The sequence below is a fragment of the Blastococcus sp. SYSU DS0617 genome, from assembly GCF_054051075.1.
In genome coordinates this window covers 59,243-86,224 of the sequence record NZ_JBJHAO010000002.1, presented here as the reverse complement: position 1 = coordinate 86,224, position 26,982 = coordinate 59,243, and the positions used below count along the sequence as shown (strand labels likewise).

Sequence of the window (26,982 nt, the reverse complement as noted above, 5' to 3'; positions counted from 1 at the left end):
TCGAGCGACCACCAGGGCATGCCGTGCACCCCCTTCCGCGAGGCGATCTCCGCCCGTCTCGACGGCGAGCCCCTCGGGATGCCCGCCGGCGCGCTGGAGCACCACCTCCGCAGCTGCCCCGACTGCGCCGCCTGGTCGGAGCGGGCCGCCCTCGCCACCCGCCGGGCGCGGCTCGCCCCGGCGCCCGTGGTGCCCGACCTCACCGGTGCGGTCCTGGCCGCCCTGCCCCGGGAGCTGCCGGGCGCCGCCGCGGCCGCGCGGGCGCGGCTGGTCGACACCGGGCTGCGTCTGGCGCTGCTGGCCGTCGGCGTCGCGCAGGCCGGTATCGCGTGGCCGGTGCTGGTCACGGGGCCCGGGGCGATGAGCGCGCCGACGCACATGGCGCACGAGACCGGCGCCTGGAACCTCGCCGTCGCCGCGGCCTTCCTGGCCGTCGCCGCGGCGCCCCGCCTCGCGGCCGGAGCCCTGCCCTTCCTGCTGTCCTTCACCGCGCTGCTGGTGCCGGTGACGCTCGCGGACCTCGGCGCCGGGCACGTGCACGCCGACCGGGCGCTGACCCATCTGCTCCTGGTGGCCGGCGTCGTCCTGGTCTCCGCGGGCGCCTTCCGGGCCCGCCGCCGCCGCGTCCGCGACGTCCCGATCGGGCAGCGGGTCCCCGCGTGACCGCCCTCCGGAGCCGGCGGGGCGTCTCCCTGCTCCTGCTGCTCACCGGGTGGCTGCTGGCCGGCGTCGTGCTCGCCGGTCCGGCCTCCGCGCACGCCGTCCTCGTCTCGACCGAGCCCGGCGAGAGCGCCCGGCTGGACACCCCGCCCACCGAGGTGACGCTGCGGTTCAGCGAGGGGGTGTCGCTCGGCGCCGGGTACGCGCGGGTGCTGACGGCCGACGGCACGCGCGTCGACACCGACGAGGCCTCCGTGGACGGCGACACGCTCACCATCCCGCTCGAGCCCGAGCTGCCCGACGGCGGCTACCTGGTCACCTACCGCATCGTCTCCGCCGACTCCCACCCCGTGCAGGGCGCCTGGTCCTTCGTCGTCGGCGACGGCGAGCTGGTGGCGGCCTCGGAGACCCACGAGTCCTCGGACCGGCTCGTGGACGGCGCGCAGCAGCTGGTGCGCACGGTCGGCTTCGGGGGGATCGCCCTGGCCGTCGGGGTGCCCGTGCTGGTGCTCCTGTGCCTGCCCGGCGGCTGGTCGTCCCCGCGGCTGCGCGCGCTGAGCACGTGGGGTGCGGGAGCCGCGGCGGCGACCGCGGTGCTGGCCTTCCTCCTCCAGGGGCCGTACGCGGCGGGGTCCGGCTTCTCCTCGCTGTTCGACCCCCGCCTGCTCGCAGCCACCGCCGCCACCTCGACCGGCTGGGCGCTGCTCGCCCGCGCCGTCCTCGCCGTGGGGCTGCTCGCCGCCCTCCGTCCGGTGTGGCGCCGCGCGAGCCGGCCCCAGCCGCCGGAGCTCGTGGCCGCCGGGGCCTGCGCGGCGGGGCTGGTCGTGGCCACGGCCGCGACCGGGCACGCGGTGGCCGGGCAGTGGCCGGTCTTGGCGGTGGCGGTCACCGCCGTGCACGTCGCCGCCATGGCCGTGTGGCTGGGCGGGCTGGCGGCGCTCCTCCTGGTCGTGCTCCGGCCCTTCGACGAGGACCGGGACTTCGCCGACGCGCTCCGGGCCTTCTCCCGGCTGGCGTTCGCGGCGGTGGCGGCGCTGGTCGTGACCGGCATCCTGCAGACGGTGCGCGAGCTGGGGTCGCCCACGGCGCTGGTGGACACCGTATACGGCCGGCTCCTGATGGCGAAGCTGACCTTCTTCCTGGTCGTCCTGGGTGCGGCCGGCGTCTCGCGGGTCTGGGTGCAGCAGCGGCTCGGCGTCCGCCGCGCACCCGCCGGGCGACGCGGCCGCGTGCCCGCCCTCGCCGCGGTGGGGTCGGGAGCTGCGGACCTGTCCGACGACGAGTCGGTGGCGGCCCGGGACCGGCTCCGGACGGAGAGCGCCGCCGACGAACTGCCGTCGCTGCGCCGGTCGCTGGTCGTCGAGGCCGTGCTCGGCGCCGCGATCGTGCTGGTCTCCGCGGTGCTGGTCGGCACCCCGCCCGGGCAGGCGATCCACTCCGATCCGGTCGACGTGACGGTCCCGCTCGAGGGCGGAGCCGGGGACGCCGGCAGCGTCCAGCTGACCGTGGCACCGGCGCAGGCCGGCACCAACGTCGCCCAGCTCTACCTCTACGACGACGAGGGCCGCGCCATCCAGCCCGAGCAGATCCGGGTGTCGCTCTCCGAGGAGCAGCAGGAGATCGGCCCGCTCGACGTCGAGATCGCGGCCGCCGGACCGGGCCGGTACGTCGCGCGGGACATGACCGTCCCGACGGCCGGCACCTGGCGGCTCACCGTCACGCTGCGGCTCGACGAGTTCACCGCCACCACGGCGTCCACCACCTTCCCGGTGCGCTGACCGCGCCCGTCGACCGACCTCACCCACCCACCACCCTCGAGGAGTTCCATGTCCCTGCCCCGCGCCCGCTCCCGGGCCGCCGTCGTCGTCTCCACCGCCGCCGTGGCGCTCGCGGCATCGGTGACCGTCGCCTCGACGGCTGCCGCGCACGTCACCGTCTCCAGCGCCGACGCCGAACCCGGGGGCTACGGCAAGCTCACCTTCCGCGTCCCGAACGAGAGCGACACGGCCAGCACCGTCGCGCTGCGCATCCAGATCCCCGAGGGGTCGGCGCTGGCCTCGCTGCGCGCGCAGCCGGTGCCCGGATGGTCGGTCGTCCTGACCACCGCGGAGCTCCCCGAGCCGATGGAGTCGCACGGGCGGGAGATCAGCAGCTACGTGTCGGTCGTCGAGTTCCGGGCGGACCCCGGCGGCGGCATCGCCCCGGGCCAGTTCCAGGAGTTCGCGCTGTCCGGTGGCACCTTCCCGGAGGATGTCGAGCAGCTCACCTTCCCCGCGGTGCAGACCTACAGCGACGGCAGCGAGGCGGCGTGGATCGAGCCGACCGTCGACGGCCAGCCGGAGCCCGAGCGGCCCGCACCGGTCCTGGCGCTGGCCGGCGAGACCTCGGTCCAGGACGAGGCTGCCGAGGCCGGGAACGGCGGAACGGCCGAGGCCGAGGACGACGGCGCGTCCGGAACCGCCACCACGGCCCTCGTCGTCGCGGTCCTCGGCCTGCTGGCCGGGCTCGCAGGTCTCGCGCTCGGCCTGGCCGCCCGCCGTCGTACCGTGGCTCCGTGAGCCCTGTCGTCCTTCGTCGTACCCGACCCGGTGGAAGCCGGCGCCACCGGGCGCTCCCGGTGCTGCTGCTCGCCGCGGGCCTGGCGCTGTCCGGCTGCGGGGGCTCGTCCTCCGCCCAGGAGACGGCTGCAGGCTCCGGGGGCGGGCACGACCACGCCGACCCCCCGGCGGCGACCGTGGAGGGGCCCGAGGACGTCTACGCCGGGTTGGACCTGGCCGAGGCCTACCGCCGGCCGTCGTTCACGCTGACCGACTCCACCGGGGCGCCCTTCGACTTCAAGGCGGAGACGGCCGGCCGGCCGACGCTGCTGTTCTTCGGCTACACGGACTGCCCGGACATCTGCCCGACGACGATGGCCGACGTCGCGGTGGCGCTGCGCACCGTGGACCCGGCGATCGCCGAGCAGGTGCAGGTCGTGTTCGTGACCACGGACCCGGCCACGGACACCCCCGAGGTGCTCGGGGAGTACCTGGGCCGCTTCGACGCCGACCTGCCCGTCGGGTTCGTGGGCCTGACCGGTGACCAGGAGACCATCGAGCAGGCCCAGCTCTCGGCGGGCGTGCCGCTGGCCGAGGACGACGGCCGGGCCCACTCGGCCCTGCTGCTGCTCTACGGGGCCGACGACGCCGCGCACGTGGCCTTCGACGCGGAGAACACCTTCAGCGACATCGCCGCCGACCTCGCGAGGGTCGTGGACTGATCCGGCTGCCTCCGGCCGGCGGGGAGTCCCCTCCCGGCCGGCCGGACGGTCAGCCGACGTCGGCGACGGTGTTCTTCTTCGAGGCGGAGAACAGCGAGTTGGCGCGCGCCAGGTCGGTCTCGAAGTCCACCTCGACGGCGCTGTACTGCGAGATGTCGAGCGGGCGGACGCGCAGTCCCTCGGTCGCGATCGCGGTCTCGATGCCGCGCTCGAAGTAGTCCTGGTCGCCGCAGGTGGCCAGGTGGTCGATCAGCGTGGCCTTGTCGGCCGACGAGACGAAGTTGATGCCGACGGCCTCACCCAGCCCGCCGACGACGGTCTTCGACAGCTCCTGCACGTAGCCGTCGGCGTCGAGGGTGTACTTGACCTCTTCGTCGGCGACCGTGTTGGTGTCCACGCAGACGAAGCTCTCGTCGGCGGCCATGGTCGGCAGCGCCAGTTCGAGCACCGCCGGGTCGAAGACCACGTCGCCGTTGAGCCACAGGACCCCGCCCTCGCGGGTCGACCGCAGACCACGCAGCAGGCTCTTCGACGTGTTGGTCTCGGCGAAGTCGGGGTTGTAGGCGAACAGCAGATCCGGCGCGGCCTTCATGATCCGCTTGCTGCGGTAGCCGACGACGACGGTGATGTTGACGTCGTCGCCGAGGACGGCGCGCAGGCCGTCCACCTGGCGCTGCAGGATGCTGCGGCCGTCGCGGAGCTTGGTCAGCGGCTTGGGATCCGTCCGGCCCAGCCGGGTGCCCATGCCGGCGGCCAGGATGATCACCTGGACCGAGGGGGACGGGGTCTTCCGGGAGGCGGCCCGCGTCGTGCGCGGCGCCGTCGCCCGTGGAACGGGGTTGAGCACGCGGTCACCGGAGCGCACGAGCATCATCTCCCTCGGTCGTTCTGGTCTGCCCGGACGCGGTTGCGGTCGGGAGGATGAGATCGAGGACCCGCCGGGTCGCGGCGCCGTCCTCGAGGTGGGTGAAGGTCTCCCGGAACCGCGCGTAACGCGCGGCGTACTGGTCGCTGATCCCGTCGATGTCGGCGATCGCGTCGACCAGTTCCGGGCTGGTGCGGACCAGTGGCCCCGGGGCGACCTCTTCGAGGTCGAAGTAGAAGCCTCTCAGCTGATCCCGGTACCGGTCCAGATCGTAGGTGAAGAACACCATCGGCCGGCCGGTGTTGGCGAAGTCGAACATCGTGGAGGAGTAGTCGGTGACCATCAGGTCGGCGGCCACGTACAGGTCCTGGATGTCCGGGTAGCCGGAGACGTCGCGGACGACGGAGTCCTCGGCCGGGTCCAGCCGGTCCAGCACCATGTTGTGCAGCCGGAGCAGCAGCACGTGATCGCCGCCGAGGCGTTCGGTGAACGCCTCGAGGTCGATCGGGAACTCGAAGGACCGGCCCGCGCCGCCCTCGGCGCCGGCGAAGACGAGGTCGTCGCGCCAGGTGGGGGTGTAGAGGACGGCCTTCTGGTCGTCAGCGATGCCGAGCTCGGCGCGCACCCGGGCCCGCACCTCGTCGCGTCGCGGACCGTGCAGCAGGTCGTTGCGCGGCAGGCCGGTCTCGTGGATCGGCCCGGTGAACCCGAAGGCCTTGCGCAGTCGCTCGGTGGTGATCGCGTTGGGGGAGAGGAGCAGGTCCCAGCGGGCGATGTCCTGGTCCAGGTAGGCCAGGCGGCCCTCGGGCGCCCAGAGCACGTCGTTGTGCACCCGCTTGAGCATGGTGCCGTGCCACGTCTGCAGGTAGGTGGCGCCCGGCCGCTTCTCCCAGTCCAGCGGGATGTGGTCGTTGGAGATGACCAGGTCGGCGCCCTCGAGCGCGGCGATGGACTCCGGGCTCCCGAAGGGCACCGTCGTCACGTCGTCGGGGAAGGTGTCCTGCGTGTGGGGCGCGGACAGCCAGGTGTGGGTGGCCTCGACCCCGCGGGCCAGCAGCTCCTCGTAGAGGGCGCGCGGGCTGTCGGAGAAGTGGCCGCGGAAGGCGACGTAGACGATGTTCACCGGGCCACCTCCACGGCCCGCCCGGCGAGCGCAGGCAGCAGCAGGTCGGCCAGCTCCGACCAGGAGCTGACGACGGTGAGCGCGCCGGCGGCCAGCAGCGCGGCGGCGCGCTCCTCGCGCTCCTCGGGCAGCACGAACAGCAGGTTGCCGACGACGGGGCACCCGGCGGCGACGGCGGAGCGGACCCCGGCGACGGCGTCCTCGACGGCCAGCCCCTGCGCCGGGTCGATGCCCAGCTGCACGCAGGCGTGCGCGTAGACGGCCGGGTCGGGCTTGCTCGTCGGGACCGGGAGCGAGTCCTCGGCGCTGAACCGGCGCTCGGCCGGGAGGAGCTCGTCGAGACCGGTCGCGGTGAAGCAGGCGGCCAGGCGGGCCAGGGCGCTGGAGCTCACCACGGCCAGCGTCAGGTGCCCGGCCAGGGTGCGCAGCGCGGCCTGGGTCGGGGCGTGCGGCTGCAGGGTGCGGGCCAGGTGCTCGGTCACCGCGCGACGCTCCTGGACGACCCAGGGCTCGACGTCGGCGTCGGGGACACCCGCCTGCTCGGCGAGGGTGCGCGCCGTCGTCCGGAAGTTCATGCCGGTGGCCGCCGAGCGCAGCTCGGTGGCGGTGAAGCGCCGGTCGATGCCGAGGGAGGCGAGGAAGGCGTTGGTGACCTCGGTGGAGGCGTCGAACGCCGGCTCCTCGGAGGGGAAGAGGTTGCCGTCGGCGTCGCAGAGCAGGTGGGTCACCCGCTCGTGGAGCGTCGGCGGAACGGTCGGCACCGGGTTGTCTCCCTTCGGTCGGTGTCGGGCCCGGGCGAGGTGGGTCCGGGCGGCGTGCGGTGGGTGGATCAGCGGAGCGGCACCGCGGTGGCCGCGGCCAGCGAGGCGCGGACGCCGTCGCGGTCGAGCCGTTCCAGCGCCTGGTGTAGTTCGTCGACGAAGCCGGCGTGGTCGCCGAGGGTCCCGAACATCGACCGGAGCCCGAGCAGCGGGCGGGGGTCGGTGCCGCCGGCCCGGGCGAGGGCCTGCAGCTCCTCGGCGGAGGGGTCGTCGACCGCGTGCGGTGCGCCGGTCTCGTCGGTGCCGCGGAGGTACCGGAACCAGCCGGCGACGGCGAGGGTCAGCAGCCGGTGCGGGCGGCCCCCGGCGAGCGCCTCCTGCAGCGAGGGCAGCAGGTGGTGCGGCATCTTCGTCGAGCCGCGGCGGCACAGCCGGGGCAGCCCGTCGGAGATCGCGGGGTTGGCGAACCGCTGCAGCAGCGTGCGCTTGTACTCGACCAGGTCGATGCCCTCGGGCGGCGGCAGCAGTGGGGTGACCTCGTCGTCCATGAGCCGCTCGACGTAGTGCGCGAACACCGGTTCGGCCATGACCTGGTCGAGCGTGCCCAGACCGGCGAGGGAGCCCAGGTAGCCGAGCGCGCAGTGGCTGGCGTTGAGCAGTCGGGTCTTCATCAGCTCGTAGGCGGCGACGTCCGGCACGAAGCGGACCCCGACCTGGTCCAGGGGCGGACGGCCGAAGCTGAACGTGTCCTCGATGATCCACTGCGAGAACGGCTCGGTGATGACCGGCCAGCGGTCGTCCACGCCGTAGCGCCGGGCGACGGCCTCGCGCTCGCCCGCGGAGGTGTGCGGGGTGATCCGGTCCACCATGCTGCTGGGGAAGGCCACCCGGTCGTCGATCCAGCGGGCCAGCACCTCGTCCCGCAGCCGGGCGAAGCCGACCACGGCCGCGCGGGCGGCGTCGCCGTTGCGGTGCATGTTGTCGCAGGACACCACGGTGAACGGCGGCAGCCCGGAGCGCCGGCGCCGGTCCAGCGCCTCCACCAGGTAGCCGAAGACGGTGCGGGGGGAGTCCGGGGAACGCAGGTCGGCCTGGATGTCGACGTCGTCGGCGTCGAACGTCCCGCTGGAGGGGATCAGCCGGTAGCCGCTGCCGGTGATCGTCAGCGACACCATGCGGGTGCGCTCGTCGGTGAGCAGGTCCAGCACCCGGGCCGGGTTCTCCGGGGCGAAGTGGTAGTCGACCATCACGCCCACGACACGGGCGCGCTCGCCGTCGGGGCTGCGCTCGACCACGGTGTAGAGGTGGTCCTGAGGAGCCAGCGCCTCCTTCATCGTCCGGCTGTGCAGGCCGACGCCGACCACGCCCCAGCCGTTCGAGATGCGGCGCTCGGCGACCTCATCGAAGTAGAGCAGCTGGTGGGCGCGGTGGAAGCCGCCGACGCTGAAGTGGACGACGGCCGGCGTCAGCGCGGCCCGGTCGTAGGTGGGCACCAGGAGCTGGTCGCCGTAGTCGCCCAGGGACTGCTCGGTGAGGGGGTGGATCTCAGGCAGCGGCGCCCGGGAAGGGGTCGGGGGAAACGGCATGATCTCGACCTGCGTCATCGCACCCCTCCTTCGTCGCGTCCGTGCTGCTGCCTCCAGCGGTCGACCGGGTTCCGGACCGGTGCAGACCAGCAGTACACGGGTTCGGCACCCAGCCGCGCAATGCCTCCGCTGCCGATGTGTCCAGGTCGCAACCGGGAGAAGGGCGTACGGGCGGCGCGGGATGTTCCACGCCGGGGCAAGGGTTATTGCCAAAAGCGGCCTGCGGCAAACCGTTCGTCGCCCGCTCGGGTGTGACTCCGCTCATCCCGTCGAATCACATCGGTGTAGGTCACGCCTGTGGCGGCTGGGACGTGTGCGACATCTCGTCCGGCGTGTCCCCGGAGACTCGCCGGACGGCTGGTCACGAGGACGTCACGGAATGTTTCGATGGCCGAGGCCGATCCGGTCATCCTCCTTCGCGAACGGGCTGGTGCATGCGCGCACGGACGGGTTCCGACACCCCGACCGATCTGCTGGTCGCGGTGGACCCCACCTCCGGACGGGGAGCGGCCCGCCACTCCCGGCGTGCCGCACGGCCGCGGCCGGATCGCCGCCCCGGCGTCCTGCTCGGTGCGCTCCTCACCGGCGGCCTGGCGGCCGCCTCGCTCGGGTTCACCGGCCCGGCCGGAGCCGCGCCGGAGAGCACCTCCGTCCTCGCGGCCCAGCAGCAGCTCCTCGGCACCGAGGAGCAGCTCGAGGTACTGCCGCGGGCGTCGGTCACCGTCGCCGAGGCGGAGGCCCGACTGAAGGAGGTCGCCGCCTCCCGGGCCTCCCGTGCCGAGGCAGCCGCCCGGGCCGAGGCCGAGGCCGCCGAGGCCGCGGCCGCCGCCGCCGAGGCAGCCCGGCCCAAGACGGTGATGCCGGTCGCCGGCGCCCGGCTCACCAGCGGCTACGGCAGCCGGTGGGGCACCTTCCACTACGGGATCGACCTCGCCGCACCCATGCGCACTCCGGAGTACGCGGCGGCCGACGGGGTCGTGCTGCGCGCCGGGGCCGCCTCGGGCTTCGGGCTGGCGGTGTACATCCTCCACGACAACGGCGACGTGACCGTGTACGGCCACATGGACAAGATCCTGGTCGAGCCGGGGGACTACGTGGACGCCGGCGACACCATCGCGCTGCTGGGCAACCGCGGTCAGTCCACCGGGCCGCACCTGCACTTCGAGGTGCACAAGGGCGGGATCGACGGCAAGCGGATCGACCCGGTGCCCTGGCTGCGCGAGCGCGGCGTCGACATCTGACGAAGGACCGGCTCGCAGGGGCCTGCGCCTCGCAGGCTCGGCGCGGGGCCCTGAGAGCCGGCTGTTCCATAAGGTCGCGGCGTGAGCCGCGCGGTGGAGGAGTCCAACCGGCGGCTGCTGCGGGCGCGGGACGCCATGGACCGCCGCTACTCCGAGCCGCTCGACGTCGCGACGCTGGCCCGGATCGCGCACGTCTCCGAGGCCCACTTCATACGCACCTTCCGCGCCACCTTCGGCGAGACGCCCCACCGCTACCTGCAGCGGCGGCGGGTCGAGCGGGCGATGTTCCTGCTGCGCTCGACCGACCTCAGCGTCACCGACGTCTGCATGGCGGTCGGCTTCTCTAGCCTCGGCACGTTCAGCCGCGTCTTCCGCGACGTCGTCGGCGAGCCGCCGAGCGTGCACCGGCGGCGCGGTCCGCTGCCGCCGGCGCCGTCCTGCTTCGCGATGGCCTGGCTGCGACCGAGCAGTTTTGGAGAAGCGCCCGGGGAGTGAGCGCTCCTAGCGTTCGCCGCATGCTGACTGCGATCACCATCACCCAGATCTACGTCCCGGACCAGGACCAGGCGCTCGACTTCTACGTCGGCAAGCTCGGGTTCGAGGTCCAGACCGACATGAACTTCGGTCCCATGCGGTTCCTCACCGTGAGCCTCCCCGCCCAGCCCGACCGCGCTGTCCTGCTGGAGAAGCCCGGACCGCCCTCGATGAGCGAGGAGACCGCGGCCGAGGTGCGGGCGGCGATCAGCAAGGGCGTGGCCGGCGGCCACCTCTTCTTCGCCTGCGACGACGCCTACCGGACCCACGCCGAGCTGAAGTCGAAGGGCGTGGAGATCACCGAGGAGCCGGTCGACCAGCCCTACGGCATCGACTTCGGCCTGCGCGACCCCTTCGGCAACCACATCCGCATCGCGCAGATGAAGGGCGCCTGAGGCCGCACGGGCGGGGTGGCGCCGCGCGGTGCGCCGTCGCCACCCCTGCGCGGGCGGACGCGCCCAGCCCTGTACAGTTACTCCCGGTCCGAACGCAGCACTGCGGACCGGTTCGGGGCTGTGGCGCAGCTGGTAGCGCACCACACTGGCAGTGTGGGGGTCAGGGGTTCGAGTCCCCTCAGCTCCACCCCGATGACCAGGCCGTTCCCCTTCTGGGAGCGGCCTGAGTCGTCTCTGGTTGCAGTTGTGGTTGCAGTTTGCCCGCCCTCACCCGGCAGCAGCAGGGCGCTCATCCGGTCGGCGGCTTCGCGGGCCAGGGCCGGCATGACGTGGCTGTAGGTGTCCATCGTGGTGCGCATCTGGCTGTGGCCGAGCAGCTCCATGACCACCCTGGGGTGGACGTTCTCGCTCAGCAGCAGGGTGGCCGCGGTGTGCCGGCCGTCGTGCAGCCGGACGTGGCGGACGCCGGCTTTGTGGAGCAGGCGGGTCCAGTCGTCGTAGTCGGTCTTCTTGTCGATCGGCCGGCCGTTGGGCTGGGCGAAGAGTAGGTCCTCGTCGTGCCACTCGGAGCCGGCCAGCATCCGTTCGCCGTTCTGGACGGCCTTGTGCCGGTGCAGCTCGGCCACGAGGGGCATTGGCAGTGCGAGCGTGCGCTGGCCCCGGCGGGTCTTGGGCTCCTCGTAGATCAGCCCCCCGCCTCGGACCCGGTGGATGCTGCGCCGCACGGTCAGCGTGTTGTTGAGCAGGTCGACGTCTTTCCACTGCAGCGCCAGGGCCTCGGACTGCCGCAGGCCGAGGGCGAGGGCGACGGTCCAGCGGGCGAAATTGCGCACATGTGCCGCGGCCCCCAGCACGGCGCGGGCCTCGCCGAGGTCGAGGGCGGTGGCGACGTCGCTCTGCTTCTGAGCCGGTGGATCGACGAGCCCGGCGACGTTGCGGGCGACGTGGCCACGTTGCATGGCGACGGTGAGCGCTCGCGACAGGATGCGGTGATGGCGCAGCACGGTGGCGGGGGAGTAGCCGGCGTCGAGGAGCGCGGTGTAGAGCTGGTCGAGGTGCTCGGGGCGCAGCCGGTCGAGGCGGTGCCGTCCGAGTCCGGCGACCAGGTGCTTGCGGACGGCGGACTCGTAGCTCTCCAGGGTCCGCTGCCTCACCCGGCGCGGGGCGATGGTGGTGAGCCAGTGCTCCAGCCAGTCGGCGACGGTCGGGGTGGAGACGGCGCTGAGGGTGCCGGCGTCGCGCTTGCGCTCCAGGTCGCGGACCTTCGCGACCACCACGGCGCGGGTTTTGCCGGTGACGTGCCGGCGGTCGGGCTTGCCGGTGAGGGCGAAGCCGACGGAGACGTAACCGTGCCACCGCCCGTCGGCGTCCTGGTAGATCGTCGACTCACCGTTCGCTGAGCGCCCTGCCATCGGTCACCCCTGGGTCGTGGGCTGGAGTGTCAGTCTGGCCGAGCGGTCCGACGCCGGCGGAGCGGTTGTGGACTCACGCGGCATCGGGCGGTGTCGGGCTCAGTTCGAAGAGTCCGCCCTGGTCCGTGGTGGTCCCGGCCCGGCGCAGCGCACGAGGAGCGGTGCGGGGAGCTTCCAGGCCGCGAACGTAACGTTCGAGCTCTCTGCGGGAGAGACTGCAGCTCCGGCCGATGTGGACGGGGCGCAGGTCGCCCGCCTTCATCAACGCGTAGACCGTCGTGCGCCCGAGGCGGAGCACCGTGGCGGCCTCCTCAGGGGTGAGGAGCAGCGGGTCGCTGGAGACCGGCTCCCGAGGTCGCTGCGCGTCGCTCATCTCGTCCTCCTCGTCGCGTGGCCTCGTGCGCACGCGTCCGGCGTCGCACGCCCACATGAAGAAGGCGCCGTTTCCGGCCGCTTGCTGACAGTGCCCGGCTGACTTCCTGTCTTTCTCCGGTTCTCCGACAGCCCGGGTCTCCGTGTGCCGGCGGGGGACGTCCGTCGAGCTGACGCCCTCCCGAGCTGCTCCGGCGGTCCCCGGTTCTCCTCCAGTACGGCGACCGATCAAGTCGGTTAGTCGGTCGTACGCCGCCCCCGACCCTCGCTGACCCGTGGGCGACTGCAGGGCCAAGAGCTCGAATGGACGGCCGAGACCAGGTCCTTGGCAGGACCCCGGCCGCGACTGCGCCCCGTCACCCCTCAGCGGTTCTTCGCGCGGTGGACCCTCGTCCACGTGCACGCGTCCTGGCCTGAACGCTCCCCGCGGCCATCTCGACTGCGCAACCGGAGAAGACCACGACCTGACACACCTCATGCATCCAGGACTCTGCGACCGTCATGCCGGCAGACGGCGAAGGGGTGACAGGGTGCGTGCGCTGGCGCTCGGCAAGTCGCACGAGGGTGACCGGGCGCCTGAGATCGCCCGCCGAGAACCTGAGCCTGGCGTGCTGCCGCTCAGTGGCGCGCCGGTCGGGGTGGCATCAGAGACGGCTTGGTCGTCGCCGGCATCCCCCGCCTTGCCGTCGTCTGTAGCCACCTGCCCTACGGAGAACGGTTCCGACGTCACCGACGACGCCGATGCCTACTGGAGGAATGCCACGGTGCGGCTCAGGGCCCTGCTGACGGGTCGGGAGCACCACCTCAGCGGCAACAGCACCAGAAGTCCCCGAGCCCGAGATGCAAGACGTGTGTAGCACTTGATCTTGTACGTCAGGGAGGGGCTGAGGGGTGCGGCGGTTTGCCCTTCGGCGGGGCCAGGGCCGGGGCCTCGGGTACCCCGGGTTCCGTCGAAGCCGGAGTCGCGTCCCGTGCTGGCAAGGGGTACCGAAGGGTGTCGTAGGTTGGCTAGACACTTGGCCCGATGGGCAGGAGCCGGGAACGGGGGCAGTAGAGCGTGTCGGAGGCCGGCGCCCTCGGTGGTGGAGACACTGCTGAGCTGATGCACGATCTCCCCTACCCATCGCCGACGGCCGTGCAGGTCGCCCTAACCGGTGCTCCGGTCTCTGCGAAGGCGCGCATCGCCTTCTACTCCAGCGACGAGTGGGAGGAGTTCATCTACGAGTGGGCGCACGGGCTGGCCGTGTCTTACGCGCAGATCAAGCGGTTCGGCGGCTCTGGCGACAAGGGCGCCGACATCGCTGCCTTCAAAACGGAGCGCGGCCTCGAAGGACCGTGGGACTGCTACCAGGGCAAGCACTACGCAAGATCGCTCACCCTCAGTGACGCGGCGCCGGAGATGCTCAAAGTGTTCCTCGCAGTGCTCGATGGGCACTACGTCATGCCAGACAGCTACCGGTTCCTTGCCCCCCGTGGCTGCGCGACCTCATTGAACAAGCTGCTCAGCCAGCCGACCAAGCTGCGGGAGGCATTGCTCAACAAGCTTGCCGATGGGCAGCCGCTTGCCGCGGCACTCGAAACCGCTCGGTTAGCGAAGGTCCGGGAGCTAGTCACGAGCACCGACTTCGCGACCTTCAAGTCCGTTGAGTTGGCCGACGCGCTAGAAGTCCACAGGAGTACGCCCTGGCACAGCGCCCGGTTCGCGACCTCCCTCAAGCCCCGGCCAGCGCATAAGCTTCCTCCGGTCGACGTCGCGCCGCACGAGACGAGATACGTCAGCCAACTATTCAGCGTGTACTGCGAAAAGCACCCTGAAGAGGATCTCAGCGTCGACTCTCTTGCCTTCAACGCGAGGATCGGCCAGCATTTCCAACGCCAACGAGAGAGCTTCTATAAGGCGGAGTCCCTACGGGTATACGCCCGTGACTCCGTCCCCCCCGGGACCTTCGACAAGCTGCAAGACGACATTCACTCCGGAGTCATCGACACGGCTGAAGCGGACTACGGCACGGGTTTCGAACGGCTAAGCAACGTCCTATCTCTCGTCGGGCAACTCGACCTAAGCCGTCACACCCTGATCGCCGTGACCGAGATCGACGATCGAAAAGGGATCTGTCACCAACTTGCCAATGTTGACCGGCTGACCTGGTCGTCTCAGCCATGAGCGTTGACGGTCCCACCGCGTTCACGCCCTCAGAAAACGCCGACCCGGCCGTTTCCGCGGCTCCACTGAACAGCCCCGTCGAGGTAGGAGTCAGGGTGCTGATGGTCCTCACCGAGGCGTATCCCGAGAAGCTCGACGTTAATCGACTGGTCCTGCTCGACCACGGAGTCCTTCACAGCGCTGACCTCGGCGGCCCCGAAAGCCTGCATCCTGCCCTGCCCGTGCGGGCCGGTGAGTTGAGCGTCAAACGCGACGCTGTCGAGGCTGGACTTCAGCTGATGATCCGCGCCGGGCTTGTGCAGATGAGCCTCGCCCCAGACGGAGTGCAGTTCCATGCGGGCGAAGGCGCGCACCACTTCGTCGAGATCTTGGGATCCACTTACGCGACAACGCTGCACGAACGCGTGGCCTGGGTCGTCCGGAACTTCGACGACCTCTCCGAGCACTCCCTGCGCCGTCAAATGCGGGGCATCTTCGCTTCCTGGTCGGAAGAGTTCGAGGCCCCGGACGTGTCGACGCAGGAGCGGGGTGAGTTGTCGTGAATCGACTCGTCTTCACACATCTCACCTTCCTTGGAAGCGACGTACCGACGGCCACCGTGTCGTTCGGACCCGGTGTCACCGTCGTCAGAGGTCCGTCGGATACAGGCAAGTCGTTCATCGTTGATGCCATCGACTTCATGCTGGGCGCGTCCAAGCTCAAGGAGATCCCCGAGCGGGCCGGCTACAGCACCGCTCTGTTGGGCCTGCTGCTGCCGTCGGGTCAACCGGTAACACTCACACGTTCAGTCAACGGCGGCGGCATCGGCCTTTACCCGAGCGACGTGCGCACTAGCCCTCTCAACCCGCCGCCGCAGACACTTGCTGCCACGCATAACGCGAGCAGCGAAGGGAGCCTGTCGCGGTACCTCTTGGCGCTGGTCGGCCTGGACAACAAGCGGGTCCGTAAGAATGCTCGAAACGAGACGAAGTCGCTTAGCTTTCGCAACGTCTCCCACCTATGCGTTGTCGACGAGACTCAGATGCAGTCGGAGGTCCCGCCAGCGCTGAGTGGCCGCCCGACGGACAGGACAGCGGAAATTTCGACGCTGAAGCTGTTCCTGCAAGGCGAGGATGACAGTGATCTGATCGCTGTGCAGTCCCGGGCGGAACGCAGTCGCGTCGTAAACGCAAAATCCGAAGTGATCGACGAACTGCTTGCTGGACTCAAAGAGAGGGTTAGCTCCGCTGGCGAGCCAGCGGAGCTACGTGCCCAGGTAGCACGGCTTAACGAGACGGTGAGGCAGCAGAGCGCAGCAATCTCCGAGCTAACGGACACCCGCAGCCGGGTGGCTGGCCAGCTGGCACAGTTGGACCGCCAGTCCGTCGACGTGCGTCAGCGATCTGGCGATATCGATACGCTAATGTCTCGCTTCCGACTGCTGTCGGCCAAGTACACGTCGGACTTCGACCGGCTCGAGATGATTGGAGAAGCTGGGACACTCCTGGGCTTCTTCACACCAGGAACCTGCGTCTTCTGTGGTGCTGAGCCCGAGTATCAGCACTTCAACGACCACGTCGTGCAGGACGCAACACACTTTGGCGCATCCGTTGCAGCCGAGCAGCGCAAGACGGCCGCGCTCAACGCCGACCTTCTCGAGGCGCTCGCCGACCTCGAGCGGGAGCGATCAGCTTTGTCGGCGACCATGCGCGACCTGTCACTGTCCGCTGGCGCCTTGGACAGCCAGCTTCGCCGACTTGACGAGGCAATCACTCCGCAACAGGTCGATCTCTCAGAACTGCTCAACAAACGCAGCGCGCTGGAGCGCCACCTCGCGGACTTTGAGCAGATCGACAGGCTTAACGCAATGAGGGCTGCCATCGCAGCCGAGGGGCAGGCCGAAAGCGCCGCTGCGGTAGTGGGGCTCCAACTGGGGACGCTTTCGGATTTCTCGCAGGCAGTCGCGCAACGGCTGCATGCGTGGGGCGTGCCTGACGCCGATCAGGTCCGCTACGACCGCAGCGAGCAGGATTTGGTCGCCGGCGACCAACTTCGCGCCGCGCACGGCAAGGGCGTCCGGGCGATCTTGCACGCTGCATTCACGATCGGCCTCGCCCAGTTCTGCTTCGAACGCGATCTTCCTCATCCAGGGTTCGTGGTGCTCGACTCTCCGCTGGTCACCTACCGTCCGCCAGACCATGGCGAGCCGTCGGATGCCGCCGACATCTTGGACGTCAGGGTCGCCGCACGCTTCTACGCGGACATCCAAGCGTCCTTCGGTGGCCAAATTCTGATCATGGAGAACATGGACCCCCCGGACGGGCTCGACGCAGCGTCGGTGGACATAGCGTTCACCAAGACCACGGCGTTCGGTCGGTATGGCTTCTTCCCGCCGCGCGACAACCCCATCGACAGCGGCACCTAGGTGGTCATCGACCGCGGCCAAACGTCGGTGGGCGCCGGTCCAGTAGCTCTCGGGTCGTGCGAGAGGATTTCACCAGTATCCGGCGACGTCGACACACGCTGGCGCGAACAGGCCCGTACATCTCGCTTGCACCGAATGCTCGGGTGTCGCCTGATTGCTGGCGGGAGAACGTGGGTCTCTTTCGCGGCAGACGGGTTTCGGCGCCACGACCGGATCAACTCCGCGGGCATACCGTCTGAAGTCATCGCAAGCAATGGTCGGGCCAGCGGCACCGTCTCTTGCGCTGTGTATCCTCCGTCGGCCCACTTGGGGACCTAGCCAGCCAAGTGCGGACAGTCGCCCAAGCAGAGCGGATGCGCGGGCTGGCGCCCGGCGCACCGATGCGCGGCTGTAGGTCAACTATTCGTGGGCTTGTGTGGTCTTGAATTGGGCTTTCATCACTGCCGTGGGTGCCAAGCGATGTACCGACGCTAGACCCTTGTGGTCGCCAGGTGAGCGCCTCCGAGAGCCGCCTGGCCGGCTGCGTCGACGCTTCAAACCTGGCGACGTTCCACTTCAAGGCAGCCCCTGTCTCTCTGCAGCTCACTGCATGAGAGTTGACGGCCGTGCAACGGGCCGATGCCGCGATGGGTCCGCTGCGACCGCCAGCACGGTCCGTGGCGGTCGATCGACACATTCGCGCAGGACACGACGACGAGGACCTGGCTTGGTCGCTATCAGCGATGACCGATACCGATACACTGAGCATCAATGCGGAGGCGCCAGTGAGCCGCAGGACGCAGGTCCCGAACCTACGCCGCTACGGAGAAAATGTTGGAAGACAATCTTCTGAACGAACTCCACGACATGTGGACTTCCAACCTGTCTTACGGTGGGGAGCGCCCCGCGTACGATTGGGCTCAATACGTCAGGCACGCCGCTGAGGTTTTCGAAGATGCTCTCCGACGAGAATTGGACAGCTCGGACCTAATCTCCGGGTACAGCGAGGCATGGCCCAGTCAAAAATACGAGCACCGTGACGCCCCTGACTTGGTCATATCCAACTCTTCGGGGCGGCAGACTCTTGCGGTTGAGGCGAAGCTCTGGCGATACTCGCCAAAGAACACAAATAATCGAATCAATGAGGCGCTCAGCCTGTCGGTTCGGTACCGACGAGAGTTCAAGGATCGCGTTAGCCTGGCGCTCGTTGCAGTCCTTATCCCAGACGCTGACTTGGATTGGCGTGTCGAGGCGCGGGAGGGATACTCGCGGATTGCGCGGTTCTCCGGCCTGCTCCGACAGAGCATCCACGACGCGGGGTTCGATCGGCTGGTGTTGGGTCTGGCGGGCCCAGGGGGAGGCTGGGTAGAGATTGGCTCGGGTGGCGTTCAGCAGGGACCTGCAGCCCTGTCGGCCGTGGTTAGAAGCCTGGCTGCGGAGATTGCTGGTCCTAGTGACGCGCCGGGACCCAAAACTAATCGTTCCACACCTCGCGGTCCGGTTGATTCGCGGCCGCGCATCCTCTTGGTGGCCGACGAATGGCAATCGGGTGCAGGTGGCATCTCGACTTTCAATCGCGAACTGGCTGCATCGCTTGCAAGTCTCGACTGTCTCGTGCACGTTGTCGTCCCCGATGCGAATGACAGCGAGCGTGACGATGCAACAGCAAAGGGCGTGACTCTGGTAGTTCCAGATTCGATCCCTGGAGTCGCAGGGAAGCAGCTACTGCTCATGAAGCCACGCTTCGAGGACGAGGCCTACGAGCCTGACGTCGTCATTGGTCACGGCCGTATTCTTGGACCGTATGCTTACGCGATAAAGAATCTATATTTCCCGAGTGCTTGCCGGATACATTTCGTGCACATGGATGCGGAGATGCTTGAGTCCGCAAAGGAGGTTCCCGGGGGGCCGTCGCACATGACTATTGCAGATGAGAGGAGAGAGTTGGAGGTAGAACTGGCCTTCTCGGCCGACCTAGTCGCTGGCGTCGGCCCTCTGCTTCGGGACTCCATTGCAAACTCGATGCGAGGAATGACTGGTCCACTGCCGGAGGTTCTCAACTTCCGCCCAGGTCTTCGCGACTGGGGCGATCAGGTGGACCCCGAGGACATCCCTCCCGTTCGTCAGATTCTTCTGATCGCCCGAGCTGACGATATCGTCTCCAAAGGTATCGATATAGCAGTTCAGGCAACCGCCAATGCTGTATCTGAACTCGCGAATCAGTCCGGTATTACGCCGACGCTTGTCATTCGCGGGGTCCCGGAAGGGCAGCAGGATGAGGTTAAGAGGCGCTTGGAGGCGATTAGCCTCCCTCACCTATTGGTGGTTCTCAGGCCATACTCCTCCGACGAGTCCTCGTTGCGGCGAGACTTATGGCAGTCGCGGCTTGTGCTTATGCCATCTCGACACGAGGGGTTTGGTCTCGCCGCCTATGAGGCCATCTCGGCTGGGGTCCCAGTCCTTATGGGTTCTTCTAGTGGCTTGGCGGTGATGCTGCGCGAATTCGTGACGGACGGCGACCGGCGCATCCCTCGGGAAATCTTGCCGGTTCAAGCCGCGGATGATCAGGTGATCGATGCCTGGGCTACCAGCATCAAGGAAGTGTTGGTAGACCCGGCGGCCAGCTTTCATCGAGCGGCGGACCTGAGGGCTCAGGTAGCGACGGCAATTTCCTGGGATGATTCTAGTCGGGCGCTCCTCAGAGCGCTCGGCATAGATTGCTAGTGATAGAGAGGAGTTGACCCCCCGAGCTTTAGGCGTCGGACGGAGGTGAGCCGGTGACCTGCGGCCAGCGCAAATCTCGGCCCACATGCCGAGCCGTGGACGGGCCAGCCCGGCGGCCGCGCGGGCCAGGGGCGCCGTCGTCGGCCCCTACGGGCGTACCTCCGCCCCGCCGTCGGCCGGGTTCCGGCGTTGGCAGACGCCCCGTGCGCCGGCGTTGATCCGTTGCATCGCCTGGACCGGCAGGTCGTTGAGCCGGAATGGGCATCGTCGGACGCGGGGCCGACTTCTGGTTGCAGTTGTGGTTGCAGTCGGTGATGTTCGCGGTCATGCGCCAAGATGCGTCCTCGTTCAGGACAGCAGGTCAGCCGGCATACGGAACGATGGCGACCCGTCACGAACGCGATCATGACGGCCTGGCAGTGTGGGGGTCAGGGGTTCGAGTCCCCTCAGCTCCACCCCGATGACCAGGCCGTTCTCCTTCTGGGGAGCGGCCTGAGTCGTTCCTGGTGTCGCCTCCCGATCGAGCCTGGCGCCACCGCGTTCTGCTCGACACCCTCGGCAGCTAAGTCGTGCGGGTCCGGTGCCGCCTGGTGAGTCGTCCGGCTGTGGTGGCATCGTCGCGGACCGGCGGGTCTGGCCGGTGGAGGGACCGGGCCGTCCTCGCGGCTTCAGTCCTTGGTGGCGGCAAGCGCCCGTGCCACCGCGGCGGTGCGTGACGAGCCGGAGAACTGGGCCAGCCAGGGACGGAGCAATGCCGGCGTCGCCGCCTGCTCGCGCAGCAGTTCTTCGCGAAGCAGTTGCAGGAGGGCGTGCAGACCGCGCCTGGCCGGATCGAACTCGGGCAGGGCAGCGCCGAGGGCGGCGATGACGAGACGGCGGCCCGCCGGCCCGGCGCCCGCGACGTCCTTCAACGATCCGGCCCACCGTGTCGGCGTTCCCAGCCCGGCCATGTCAGCGAGGCCCCGCGCGAGCTGGGCGGCGGTGAGGCGCCCGGCGTCGGCGAAGTGCAGGACGGCGTCGACCGCCCGGGCCCGTTCATCAGCCCGGGCTGCAGTGAGGCCTGCTGCGAGCGTGATCCATGACAGCGGCCCCAGCCGACCGGGGTGCCGGTACAGGGCGTCGAGCACGCGGACGGCGTCATGCCGGACCTCGTGCGTGGTGGCCGTCTCGAGCACGGGGTGGACGGCGTCGATCAGGAAGCGCTCCGCGTCGTGCGGCCAGATGAGCGCCTGCCAGCCCACGAAGTCCTCGATGTCCTCCCAGCCGGCCTCGAAGTCCGGTCTCTGCCCGCGCCCTGTCGTGGCGGTCGGCTCGTCGTCGGGCAGGCCGGGCGCGGCGTCCTCGACGTGGACGGACCAGTACCAGGAGATCAGGGGGTGCATGACCCCTAGGTCGTCCGTCCATCCGGTGGCCTCGGGTACGAGATCCAGTCTGGGCGTCAGGGCCCCGGACCGACCAGCGCCACGGATGCCCTGGTCCAGCAGCCAGGTGTCATCGGCCAGCGGTGCCCGAGACCGGCTCGCCGCCACCCACATGGCGATGTCGGAGGCGCGCTCCAGGCCCTTGGACGGGGGTGGCCCGCCGAGCGCGTAGCGGACGGCGGCGAGCACGTCCTCCGGCAGCCGCCCGGTGAGTCCGGTCGTGGCCTCCAGAGCCGCGGGTCGACCGTCGGGGTGGAGACGGAGCAACGCACCGATGAGGTCGTACCGACCCGCGGCAGTGGGGGTCGTGGCGAGGCGCTCCGCGAACTCCGTGGGCCGTACCCAGCCGGCGGGGCCGTTGGGGGTGGCCAGCAGGCGACGTGGGGGCGCCTTCCCCGCGAGCACCGCTGCGACCTCGTCGAGCCGCCGGACGAGGAAGCCGATCGACTGGTTGGGCGTCGGCAGCGTGGGCGGTTCCTCCTCGCCGGCGGAGCGCAGCACGAGCCCGGCAAGGTGGCCGCGGAGCCAGCCTTGGAACACGGCGTCCCGTGGTCCGCGGCTGAGCACGTTCCTGGCCCGCTTGAGCAGCGGGCGCAGCACTGCGGGTTCCTTGGACGCGGCGAGTCCGCTGAGGACCAGTTCCAGTTCGACCGGGTCGCCGGCGTCCTCGAGCAGGGCCGCGAACCGGTCGAGGACGTCGTCGGGCCCGGCCGGCACCAGCGCACGAGGCGGGACGGCCGGGGGCGCAACCGGTGAGACCTCTTCGTCGGACGGCTTCAGCGACTGGCCGAGGTCGGCGCGCACGCTGGGTTCGAGGTCCTCTGCCGCGGCGCTGACCAGATGGTCCGCGCCGAGCTGGGAGAGGAGCTTCGCTGCCGCCTGCTGGACGTCGGCGTGCGGATGGCCGAGCGCGGTGGCGGCGGCCTCCGTCACCTGGCCGGCGAGCGCGGGTGTGCGGTCGGCGATGTCGGCCAGCAGTCGGACAGCCGCGACCGCGGTGCCCTTCACCGGGACGAGGAGCGCGGGCGGCAGTGCCGGCACGGTTGCGGCGTCGTCGAGCAGGCCGGCCTTGGAGACGGCTTGCAGCCTGGCCACGGCGAGCTTCACCGTGGCCGCGACCTCGCTGCGCAGAAGTCGGCGGAATCGCTCCTGATGGCCGGCCTGCTCCTCGGCCGTGGGGGAGAGGGCGTCGTAGAGGCGGGCGTACCAGCCGGCGCGGTAGGCGCTGAAGTCGCGGTTCAGGGCGTCCAGCGCGGCAGTGAGGACGCGGGGGCGGGGCAGCGTGCTGTCGGCCGTCAGGTCGAGAAAGGCCTGCTTCCAGCCGTTCTTCTCGTGGCTGTACTTGTCGACGTTGGCCAGGCTGATCTCGCCGCCGCCCTCGACCTCGAACATCCGCCAGACGACGTTCTCCCGTAGCTCCGGGTCCGCGCGCAGGTAGTCGGCGCGCAGGGGTGCGAAGCGGTCGCCGTTGGTGGACACGACGGCCAGCACGTAGGTGTCGTCGGCCTGCAGGTCGATCAGCCGCAGCCGCTCCAGGGCCCGGATCGTCTCGAACGCGTTGTCCCACACGCGTCGCTCTGCGAGGTCGGCCAGCCGGTCACGAACCAGTCGGGCGAGCCAGCGCGGGGCCTCATCGATTGCGGAGGCGGGGCGGATGCCGTCCCGGGCGTCGTCCAGCGCCTTCTGGACCTGGCGCCACGTCTCGATGTCGCACTCCCAGGCTGCGTCGTACGTCGCGCTGCGGGCCGCCTCGCCGCGTTCGTGGATCAGTCCGCAGACGACCGCGCGGTCGAGCTCGTGGAATGCGGGGGAGGAGGAGGTCGCGCGGGCCACCGCCGCAGGGTGCCACCCGTTCGGGCTTGCTCTCCGCGAAGGTGCCGCATGTCGCGCTGATGTTGACCTAGCCTGCCCGCATGGCAGCGGGGGTGGAGCAGGTGTACCGCTATGCCCAACCCTCGTCCGTCGGCGTGCTCGACGGGCGCCCGGACCTGCGCCTGGCCACCAGCGGTGGCTTCATGGCGCGTGGGCTGGCCGACCACCCCAGGTTCTTCGACGGCTTTCTCGGCCACGCCGAGCAGATGGCCACGGCGCTGCTCGCCGTCGCCCGGGTCGCCCGGACCCGCTACTACGTGCCGCCGGGGATGCTCGCCGCCGTCCTGCGGGCCGCCGACCCGGTGGTCACCAGCAACGGCGACCGGCTGCGGTTCGAGAGCTTCTCGGCGTGCTGCGGGGTCTACGCGCGGCTGGACGTGCTGCCCGACGCACTCGACGGACCGGCGCTGGAAACCGGGACGACGAACGTGGACTTCAACCCGCCCATGAGGCAGGCCCTCGCCGGGATCGGCGGACTCGACCCGCTGCACCTGTCCGTCGGCGAGGACGTCACGGTCACCACCGTTGAGGAGTCGGTGACCGAAAAGCGGGTGCCGCTGCCCGAGCGGTGGCTCAAGGGATTTGCCGAGGTCCAGGTGGCCGCCTCGACCATGGTTCCGGTGCTTGAGATCCCTGCGGTCGAGGCCCGCCGGTTCGTCCAGTCGCTGCCCCGGGCCACCGGTGCCCGCACCGCGATGCTCTGGGCCGTGCCCGCCGGCCGGGGGCTGCGCCTCACCGGCCGAGCTGGCTCGGGTGCCGTCTGCCTCGCCGGTCCCGAGCGGCTGCGCGTGCTGGAGCCGCTCCTCCGTTTCGGCTCCGCTCTCCGTGCCTACGCCCCGGCGGTCGCCACGCCGGGGGCGCCGTCCGCCAGCGTGTGGGAACTCGACATGCGCGGCGCCCGGCTGAGCGTGACGCTCAGCCCCGAAGTGAGCCGGGGGTTCTCCGGCGAGGGCGGTGTGCTCCGCGACCTCGCCGACCCCGCGTCATCGGGCGACAGCGACCTGATCTCCGCGCTGCTCGCGTTCGAGCCCCACCTGGATGTCGGCGACCTGGCGCGGCGGGCCGGCATCGACGAGGGCCGGGTCCTGCGCGCGTTCGGACGGCTCGGCGCCGCCGGCCGGGTCGGGTTCGACGCCCGAGAGGGTGCCTACTTTCACCGCGAGCTGCCCTACGACGCGACTGCGCTGGAGACCATGCACCCTCGGTTGCGCGACGCACGCGCCCTGATCGAGGAGGGCGCCGTCCGCCTCGACGGCGAACTGGCCTACGTCGGGACGGAAGAACCCCGGCACGTCGTCCGCCGGACGACGACCGGCCATCGCTGCTCCTGCCCCTGGTATGGCCGGCACCAGGACAACCGAGGGCCGTGCAAGCACGTCCTCGCGGTGGAGCTCGTCCGGCGTGGCTGACGCGACGGTCGACGCCGTCCTCGAACTTCTCGGCGCGCCCGACCGGCTGGACGAGTTGGTGACGGCGCTCGCCGGGCTCGATGAGGGCGGGCGCCGGAAGGTCTCGATCCGGGTGCGTTCCCTGGCGGAGCGGATCCGGTGGAACGACGACAGCCGGGCCGTGTCGCTCGCCGCACTGGGCTGCGTCACCGGCCTCCGGCAGGTCGCGGCTGCCCTGGACGACGCACGCCTTCCTCCTGACATCGCGCCATTGGCCGTGCAGGTCCTGACCGACCGCCAGCCGGCTTGGCTGGGCGACCTTCCCGCAGCGCTGCTCGTCCAACGGGAGATGCGAGCCGAGCACTTCCCCCTGGTGCGCGCCCTGGTGCGAGAAGGCGCGGTCGCGCGGCCGGACTTCCCCGACTACCTCGAGTCCATGGTGTGGGGCCTGGCCCTGGACCTGCCGTCGTCCACCGTCCTCGACCAGCTGCGCTCCGATCCCCGTCTCCTCGACGACGAGCTGTGGGACCTGCTCGCCACCGAGCGGATCGGGCGCCGGATGGCCGACCACGACCGCTACCACCTGCAGCCGCAGCACTGGGGCGACGGCCCGCCGCCTCCACCCCGACCGGAGAGCACGTGGCAGCACGCGCTCACGGCGCTCGTCGTCGACGGGACCGTCGACCGCGGGCGGCTCATCGACATCGCGCTCGGCGCCTTCTTCCGGGACTGGGCGGCCGTTGACGTCACCTGGTTCGTCGGACTGCACGGTGCGCTGGCGCCCACCGAGCAGGAACTCGTCGACCGGCAGGCGACGTACAGCCGGCTGCTCGCGTCCGAGCACGGCCCGGTCGTGAAGCTGGGCCTGACGACTCTCCGCACGCTGTTGGCCGGCGGGCACCTCGACGTGGATCTGCTCCTGGCCTCCGCCCCCGCGGCCCTGGCCCGCGCCGACAAGGGCACCGTGTCCGCCACGCTCAGCTTGCTCTCCGATGTCGCCGCGAACCGGCCCGACGCCGCCGCACAGATCGCCGAGCTGGTGGCGACCGCGGTCCAGCACGAGCGGGTCGACGTCCAGGAGCGCGCGATCGCCCTGCTCACCACGCTCGTGCCGGACCTTGACCAGCGGCAGCAGCTGCTCGAGCCGTACACCGCCGGCCTTGCTCCTAGCCTCCGACCGCCCAGCGCCGCGCCGGTCCGCGTGGAGGAGCCGCCCGAACCCATCTTGTCCGAGCCAGATCCCGCGGTCGTCCCGGTGCATGACGCCGATGAGCTCGGCGAGCTGTTCGCCAGGCTGATCGAGGAGGCGGACGATCCGGCCGAGATCGAGCGCCTGCTCGAAGGCGTTCTGCGTCTCGCCCGGGAGCGGCCGCGCAACGGCGGCGAGGTGCTGGCCCGCCGCGCCGAGGAGCTCCTCGCCGGGTACTTCCCCGGGGCCTGGTCTGGTGAGGAACCCCGCGCCGATCTCGCCGCGCTCGCCCTCGTGTGGTTGCGCGGGGCGTCGCCGGGCCGGGGCTTCCTGGGGCGGGACTACGGCTGGGAGAGCAGCTTCCAGACGGTTCGGCGGCTCGTGGCCCCACCCCGGTTGGGTCGCGGCTCCTCGTTGTCCGAGCTGCTCACACGGCGGACCCACGAGGTCGCCGGTGCTGTCCACGCCGGCGGCGGGACGTCGTTGTCGTTGCCGACCACGCGTCGCGGCTCTCTGGCCGCCGCGGAGCTGATGCGACGGATCGACGCGTTGAACCCGCGTGCCGGCGTCCTGCTGATCGACGCTTGCGTCGCGCTCCTGCGCGTCCCGCCGGAGGAGCACGATGAGCTGCGGTTCTCATCCTCACGTGCCGGCCGGTTCCTGCGTGAGCAGCTCCGGGCCCTGCGGGAGCGCTGTCCGGACTGGCAACTGGTGGCCGACCGCGGGGAACGTGGACAGCGTGATCCCCGGCATGCCGCCCGCCCTAGCCGGGTCGCCTGGCGAGGTGTCGACGCAGGTCACCGGGGTCTCGACGGTGCGCTGCTCGCCGTCCTGGATCGCACTGACCCGCTCAGCACCTTCGGGCCCGAGGCGGCCGACGGGGAGTGCGCGGCGCGGTTCGACCAGGTGACCGCGCAGTGGCCGCTGCTGCTGGCACACGACCCCGACCTGCTCGCCGCGCACGCCCACCCCCGGCTGTACCGCGGTTTGATCCAGAACCGGTCGGGCAGCGAGCCGCTGCTGGAGTCCCTCGGCAGGAGCACGCGTCCGATCGGCCCGCCGACGCTGTCGGTGCTGCTGCTCGGGTTGTCGGCGAAGAACGGCAGCGAGCGAGCGCGCGCGGTAGACGCCCTGATCGATCTGGCGCGCCGGTCCATGCTCGACGGTGCCGGCCTGGGACGGGTTCTCACCCAGTTGCTCGTCGCGGAGGCGGTCATCGGGTCGCGGGTGGCACAGGCCATGACGGACGCCGCCCGCGCCGAGCCGCGGGCCGGCGATGCCTTGCTCCAGTGCCTGGTCAGCGCCGTCGCCGCCCTCGAAGGGCGTCGTGACGCGCACATGTTCGTCGACCTCCTGGCCCAGCTGGCTACCGAGCGGGGCCAGGAGGTGAGGTTGCCCGAGGTGTTCGAAGTGGCGGCTGCCGGGTCGAGCAGGTCGCAGCTGGCGCAGGCTTGCCGGCGAGTGCCTCGGCCTCGGTAGCCACGGGGGTGGGGAGTCGTGCTCCCGCCGCGGGGCCATGGCGTAGGGCTGGTTCTCGGCAACCCGCCGTGACGGGGCTCCTGCTCCCCGGGACGACTCAGGCCGCCCTCCTTGCGGAGGGCGGCCTGAGTCGTTGTTCGGGTCTTACCGGTGC

The 26,982-nt window shown here is 70.5% G+C and carries 19 protein-coding genes, 1 tRNA gene and 1 pseudogene; 14 read left to right on the top strand and 7 right to left on the bottom strand.

Features of this window, described 5'->3' with window-relative positions:
* The first annotated feature begins 18 nt into the window (after positions 1–18).
* The 4 genes from ACI793_RS02995 to ACI793_RS02980 are packed head-to-tail and all read left to right on the top strand — an operon-like array spanning position 19 to position 3,919.
* Positions 19–663: a zf-HC2 domain-containing protein gene (locus ACI793_RS02995; RefSeq protein WP_456604877.1), complete on the top strand. Its 645-nt coding sequence runs from the start codon at positions 19–21 to the stop codon at positions 661–663.
* A complete protein-coding gene (locus ACI793_RS02990) occupies positions 660–2,438 on the top strand; it encodes a copper resistance CopC/CopD family protein (protein ID WP_456604876.1) in 1,779 nt (592 codons plus the stop codon). Before ACI793_RS02995 ends, ACI793_RS02990 begins: the two co-directional genes overlap by 4 nt.
* A gap of 48 nt (positions 2,439–2,486) precedes the next feature.
* The gene (locus ACI793_RS02985; protein ID WP_456604875.1) at positions 2,487–3,218 is read left to right on the top strand and encodes a YcnI family copper-binding membrane protein; all 732 of its coding nucleotides are present in this window, start codon (positions 2,487–2,489) and stop codon (positions 3,216–3,218) included.
* Entirely contained in the window at positions 3,215–3,919 is a 705-nt protein-coding gene (locus ACI793_RS02980; protein ID WP_456604874.1) for an SCO family protein, read from the top strand. The genes ACI793_RS02985 and ACI793_RS02980 overlap by 4 nt, the downstream gene beginning before the upstream one ends.
* A gap of 49 nt (positions 3,920–3,968) precedes the next feature.
* Here ACI793_RS02980 and ACI793_RS02975 read toward each other — a convergent pair whose 3' ends face one another.
* From ACI793_RS02975 to ACI793_RS02960, 4 genes are all read right to left on the bottom strand, one after another.
* Positions 3,969–4,793: a phosphocholine cytidylyltransferase family protein gene (locus ACI793_RS02975; RefSeq protein WP_456604873.1), complete on the bottom strand. Its 825-nt coding sequence runs from the start codon at positions 4,791–4,793 to the stop codon at positions 3,969–3,971.
* On the bottom strand, positions 4,771–5,907 hold the full coding sequence (locus tag ACI793_RS02970) for a CDP-glycerol glycerophosphotransferase family protein (RefSeq protein ID WP_456604872.1): 1,137 nt from the start codon (positions 5,905–5,907) through the stop codon (positions 4,771–4,773). The genes ACI793_RS02975 and ACI793_RS02970 overlap by 23 nt, the downstream gene beginning before the upstream one ends.
* Positions 5,904–6,668: an HAD family hydrolase gene (locus ACI793_RS02965; RefSeq protein ID WP_456604871.1), complete on the bottom strand. Its 765-nt coding sequence runs from the start codon at positions 6,666–6,668 to the stop codon at positions 5,904–5,906. Before ACI793_RS02965 ends, ACI793_RS02970 begins: the two co-directional genes overlap by 4 nt.
* Positions 6,669–6,736: 68 nt before the next feature.
* Positions 6,737–8,272 (bottom strand): mannitol dehydrogenase family protein, encoded by a 1,536-nt coding sequence (locus ACI793_RS02960; RefSeq protein ID WP_456604870.1) that lies wholly within the window; start codon positions 8,270–8,272, stop codon positions 6,737–6,739.
* A 416-nt stretch (positions 8,273–8,688) separates the two neighbouring features.
* Here ACI793_RS02960 and ACI793_RS02955 point away from each other — a divergent pair, with 416 nt between their 5' ends.
* From ACI793_RS02955 to ACI793_RS02940, 4 genes are all read left to right on the top strand, one after another.
* Entirely contained in the window at positions 8,689–9,495 is an 807-nt protein-coding gene (locus tag ACI793_RS02955) for a M23 family metallopeptidase (RefSeq protein ID WP_456604869.1), read from the top strand.
* A gap of 81 nt (positions 9,496–9,576) precedes the next feature.
* Positions 9,577–9,990 (top strand): helix-turn-helix domain-containing protein, encoded by a 414-nt coding sequence (locus ACI793_RS02950; RefSeq protein ID WP_456604868.1) that lies wholly within the window; start codon positions 9,577–9,579, stop codon positions 9,988–9,990.
* A gap of 20 nt (positions 9,991–10,010) precedes the next feature.
* Positions 10,011–10,424 carry a VOC family protein gene (locus tag ACI793_RS02945; protein ID WP_456604867.1) on the top strand — a complete coding sequence of 138 codons (414 nt, stop codon included), beginning with the start codon at positions 10,011–10,013 and terminating at the stop codon, positions 10,422–10,424.
* A gap of 114 nt (positions 10,425–10,538) precedes the next feature.
* Positions 10,539–10,611: transfer RNA gene (locus tag ACI793_RS02940), tRNA-Ala, on the top strand.
* 199 nt (positions 10,612–10,810) lie between these two features.
* Here the strand turns inward: ACI793_RS02940 and ACI793_RS02935 are convergent.
* Together ACI793_RS02935 and ACI793_RS02930 are read right to left on the bottom strand one after the other, a co-directional pair.
* Positions 10,811–11,836: pseudogene (locus ACI793_RS02935) on the bottom strand (tyrosine-type recombinase/integrase); the annotation flags it as partial.
* A gap of 73 nt (positions 11,837–11,909) precedes the next feature.
* Complete coding sequence (locus ACI793_RS02930) at positions 11,910–12,209, bottom strand: helix-turn-helix domain-containing protein (protein ID WP_456604866.1); 300 nt, start codon at positions 12,207–12,209, stop codon at positions 11,910–11,912.
* A gap of 1,101 nt (positions 12,210–13,310) precedes the next feature.
* On the opposite strand from ACI793_RS02930, the gene ACI793_RS02925 reads away from it, so the two are divergent.
* The 4 genes from ACI793_RS02925 (at position 13,311) to ACI793_RS02910 (ending at position 19,479) form a co-directional block, all read left to right on the top strand.
* A complete protein-coding gene (locus ACI793_RS02925) occupies positions 13,311–14,372 on the top strand; it encodes an ABC-three component system protein (protein WP_456604865.1) in 1,062 nt (353 codons plus the stop codon).
* Positions 14,369–14,914 (top strand): ABC-three component system middle component 2, encoded by a 546-nt coding sequence (locus ACI793_RS02920; protein ID WP_456604864.1) that lies wholly within the window; start codon positions 14,369–14,371, stop codon positions 14,912–14,914. Before ACI793_RS02925 ends, ACI793_RS02920 begins: the two co-directional genes overlap by 4 nt.
* The gene (locus tag ACI793_RS02915; protein WP_456604863.1) at positions 14,911–16,776 is read left to right on the top strand and encodes a hypothetical protein; all 1,866 of its coding nucleotides are present in this window, start codon (positions 14,911–14,913) and stop codon (positions 16,774–16,776) included. Before ACI793_RS02920 ends, ACI793_RS02915 begins: the two co-directional genes overlap by 4 nt.
* 810 nt (positions 16,777–17,586) lie before the next feature.
* Positions 17,587–19,479, top strand: coding sequence for a glycosyltransferase family 4 protein (locus ACI793_RS02910; protein WP_456604862.1), 1,893 nt, complete (start codon positions 17,587–17,589; stop codon positions 19,477–19,479).
* A gap of 668 nt (positions 19,480–20,147) precedes the next feature.
* Here ACI793_RS02910 and ACI793_RS02905 read toward each other — a convergent pair.
* Positions 20,148–22,733, bottom strand: coding sequence for a DUF6493 family protein (locus ACI793_RS02905; RefSeq protein WP_456604861.1), 2,586 nt, complete (start codon positions 22,731–22,733; stop codon positions 20,148–20,150).
* A gap of 80 nt (positions 22,734–22,813) precedes the next feature.
* On the opposite strand from ACI793_RS02905, the gene ACI793_RS02900 reads away from it, so the two are divergent.
* Together ACI793_RS02900 and ACI793_RS02895 are read left to right on the top strand one after the other, a co-directional pair.
* Complete coding sequence (locus tag ACI793_RS02900) at positions 22,814–24,181, top strand: SWIM zinc finger family protein (protein WP_456604860.1); 1,368 nt, start codon at positions 22,814–22,816, stop codon at positions 24,179–24,181.
* The gene (locus ACI793_RS02895) at positions 24,174–26,828 is read left to right on the top strand and encodes a DUF6493 family protein (RefSeq protein ID WP_456604859.1); all 2,655 of its coding nucleotides are present in this window, start codon (positions 24,174–24,176) and stop codon (positions 26,826–26,828) included. The genes ACI793_RS02900 and ACI793_RS02895 overlap by 8 nt, the downstream gene beginning before the upstream one ends.
* Positions 26,829–26,982 lie beyond the last annotated feature (154 nt).

What these genes read in the sequence shown, in the direction of transcription:
- ACI793_RS02955 (WP_456604869.1), top strand. Translation starts at nt 8,689, where the DNA reads ATGCGCGCACGGACGGGTTCCGACACCCCGACCGATCTGCTGGTCGCG.
- ACI793_RS02930 (WP_456604866.1), bottom strand. Translation starts at nt 12,209, where the DNA reads ATGAGCGACGCGCAGCGACCTCGGGAGCCGGTCTCCAGCGACCCGCTG.
- ACI793_RS02920 (WP_456604864.1), top strand. Translation starts at nt 14,369, where the DNA reads ATGAGCGTTGACGGTCCCACCGCGTTCACGCCCTCAGAAAACGCCGAC.
- ACI793_RS02910 (WP_456604862.1), top strand. Translation starts at nt 17,587, where the DNA reads ATGTTGGAAGACAATCTTCTGAACGAACTCCACGACATGTGGACTTCC.
- ACI793_RS02945 (WP_456604867.1), top strand. Translation starts at nt 10,011, where the DNA reads ATGCTGACTGCGATCACCATCACCCAGATCTACGTCCCGGACCAGGAC.
- ACI793_RS02900 (WP_456604860.1), top strand. Translation starts at nt 22,814, where the DNA reads ATGGCAGCGGGGGTGGAGCAGGTGTACCGCTATGCCCAACCCTCGTCC.
- ACI793_RS02995 (WP_456604877.1), top strand. Translation starts at nt 19, where the DNA reads ATGCCGTGCACCCCCTTCCGCGAGGCGATCTCCGCCCGTCTCGACGGC.
- ACI793_RS02975 (WP_456604873.1), bottom strand. Translation starts at nt 4,793, where the DNA reads ATGATGCTCGTGCGCTCCGGTGACCGCGTGCTCAACCCCGTTCCACGG.
- ACI793_RS02925 (WP_456604865.1), top strand. Translation starts at nt 13,311, where the DNA reads ATGCACGATCTCCCCTACCCATCGCCGACGGCCGTGCAGGTCGCCCTA.
- ACI793_RS02985 (WP_456604875.1), top strand. Translation starts at nt 2,487, where the DNA reads ATGTCCCTGCCCCGCGCCCGCTCCCGGGCCGCCGTCGTCGTCTCCACC.
- ACI793_RS02960 (WP_456604870.1), bottom strand. Translation starts at nt 8,272, where the DNA reads ATGACGCAGGTCGAGATCATGCCGTTTCCCCCGACCCCTTCCCGGGCG.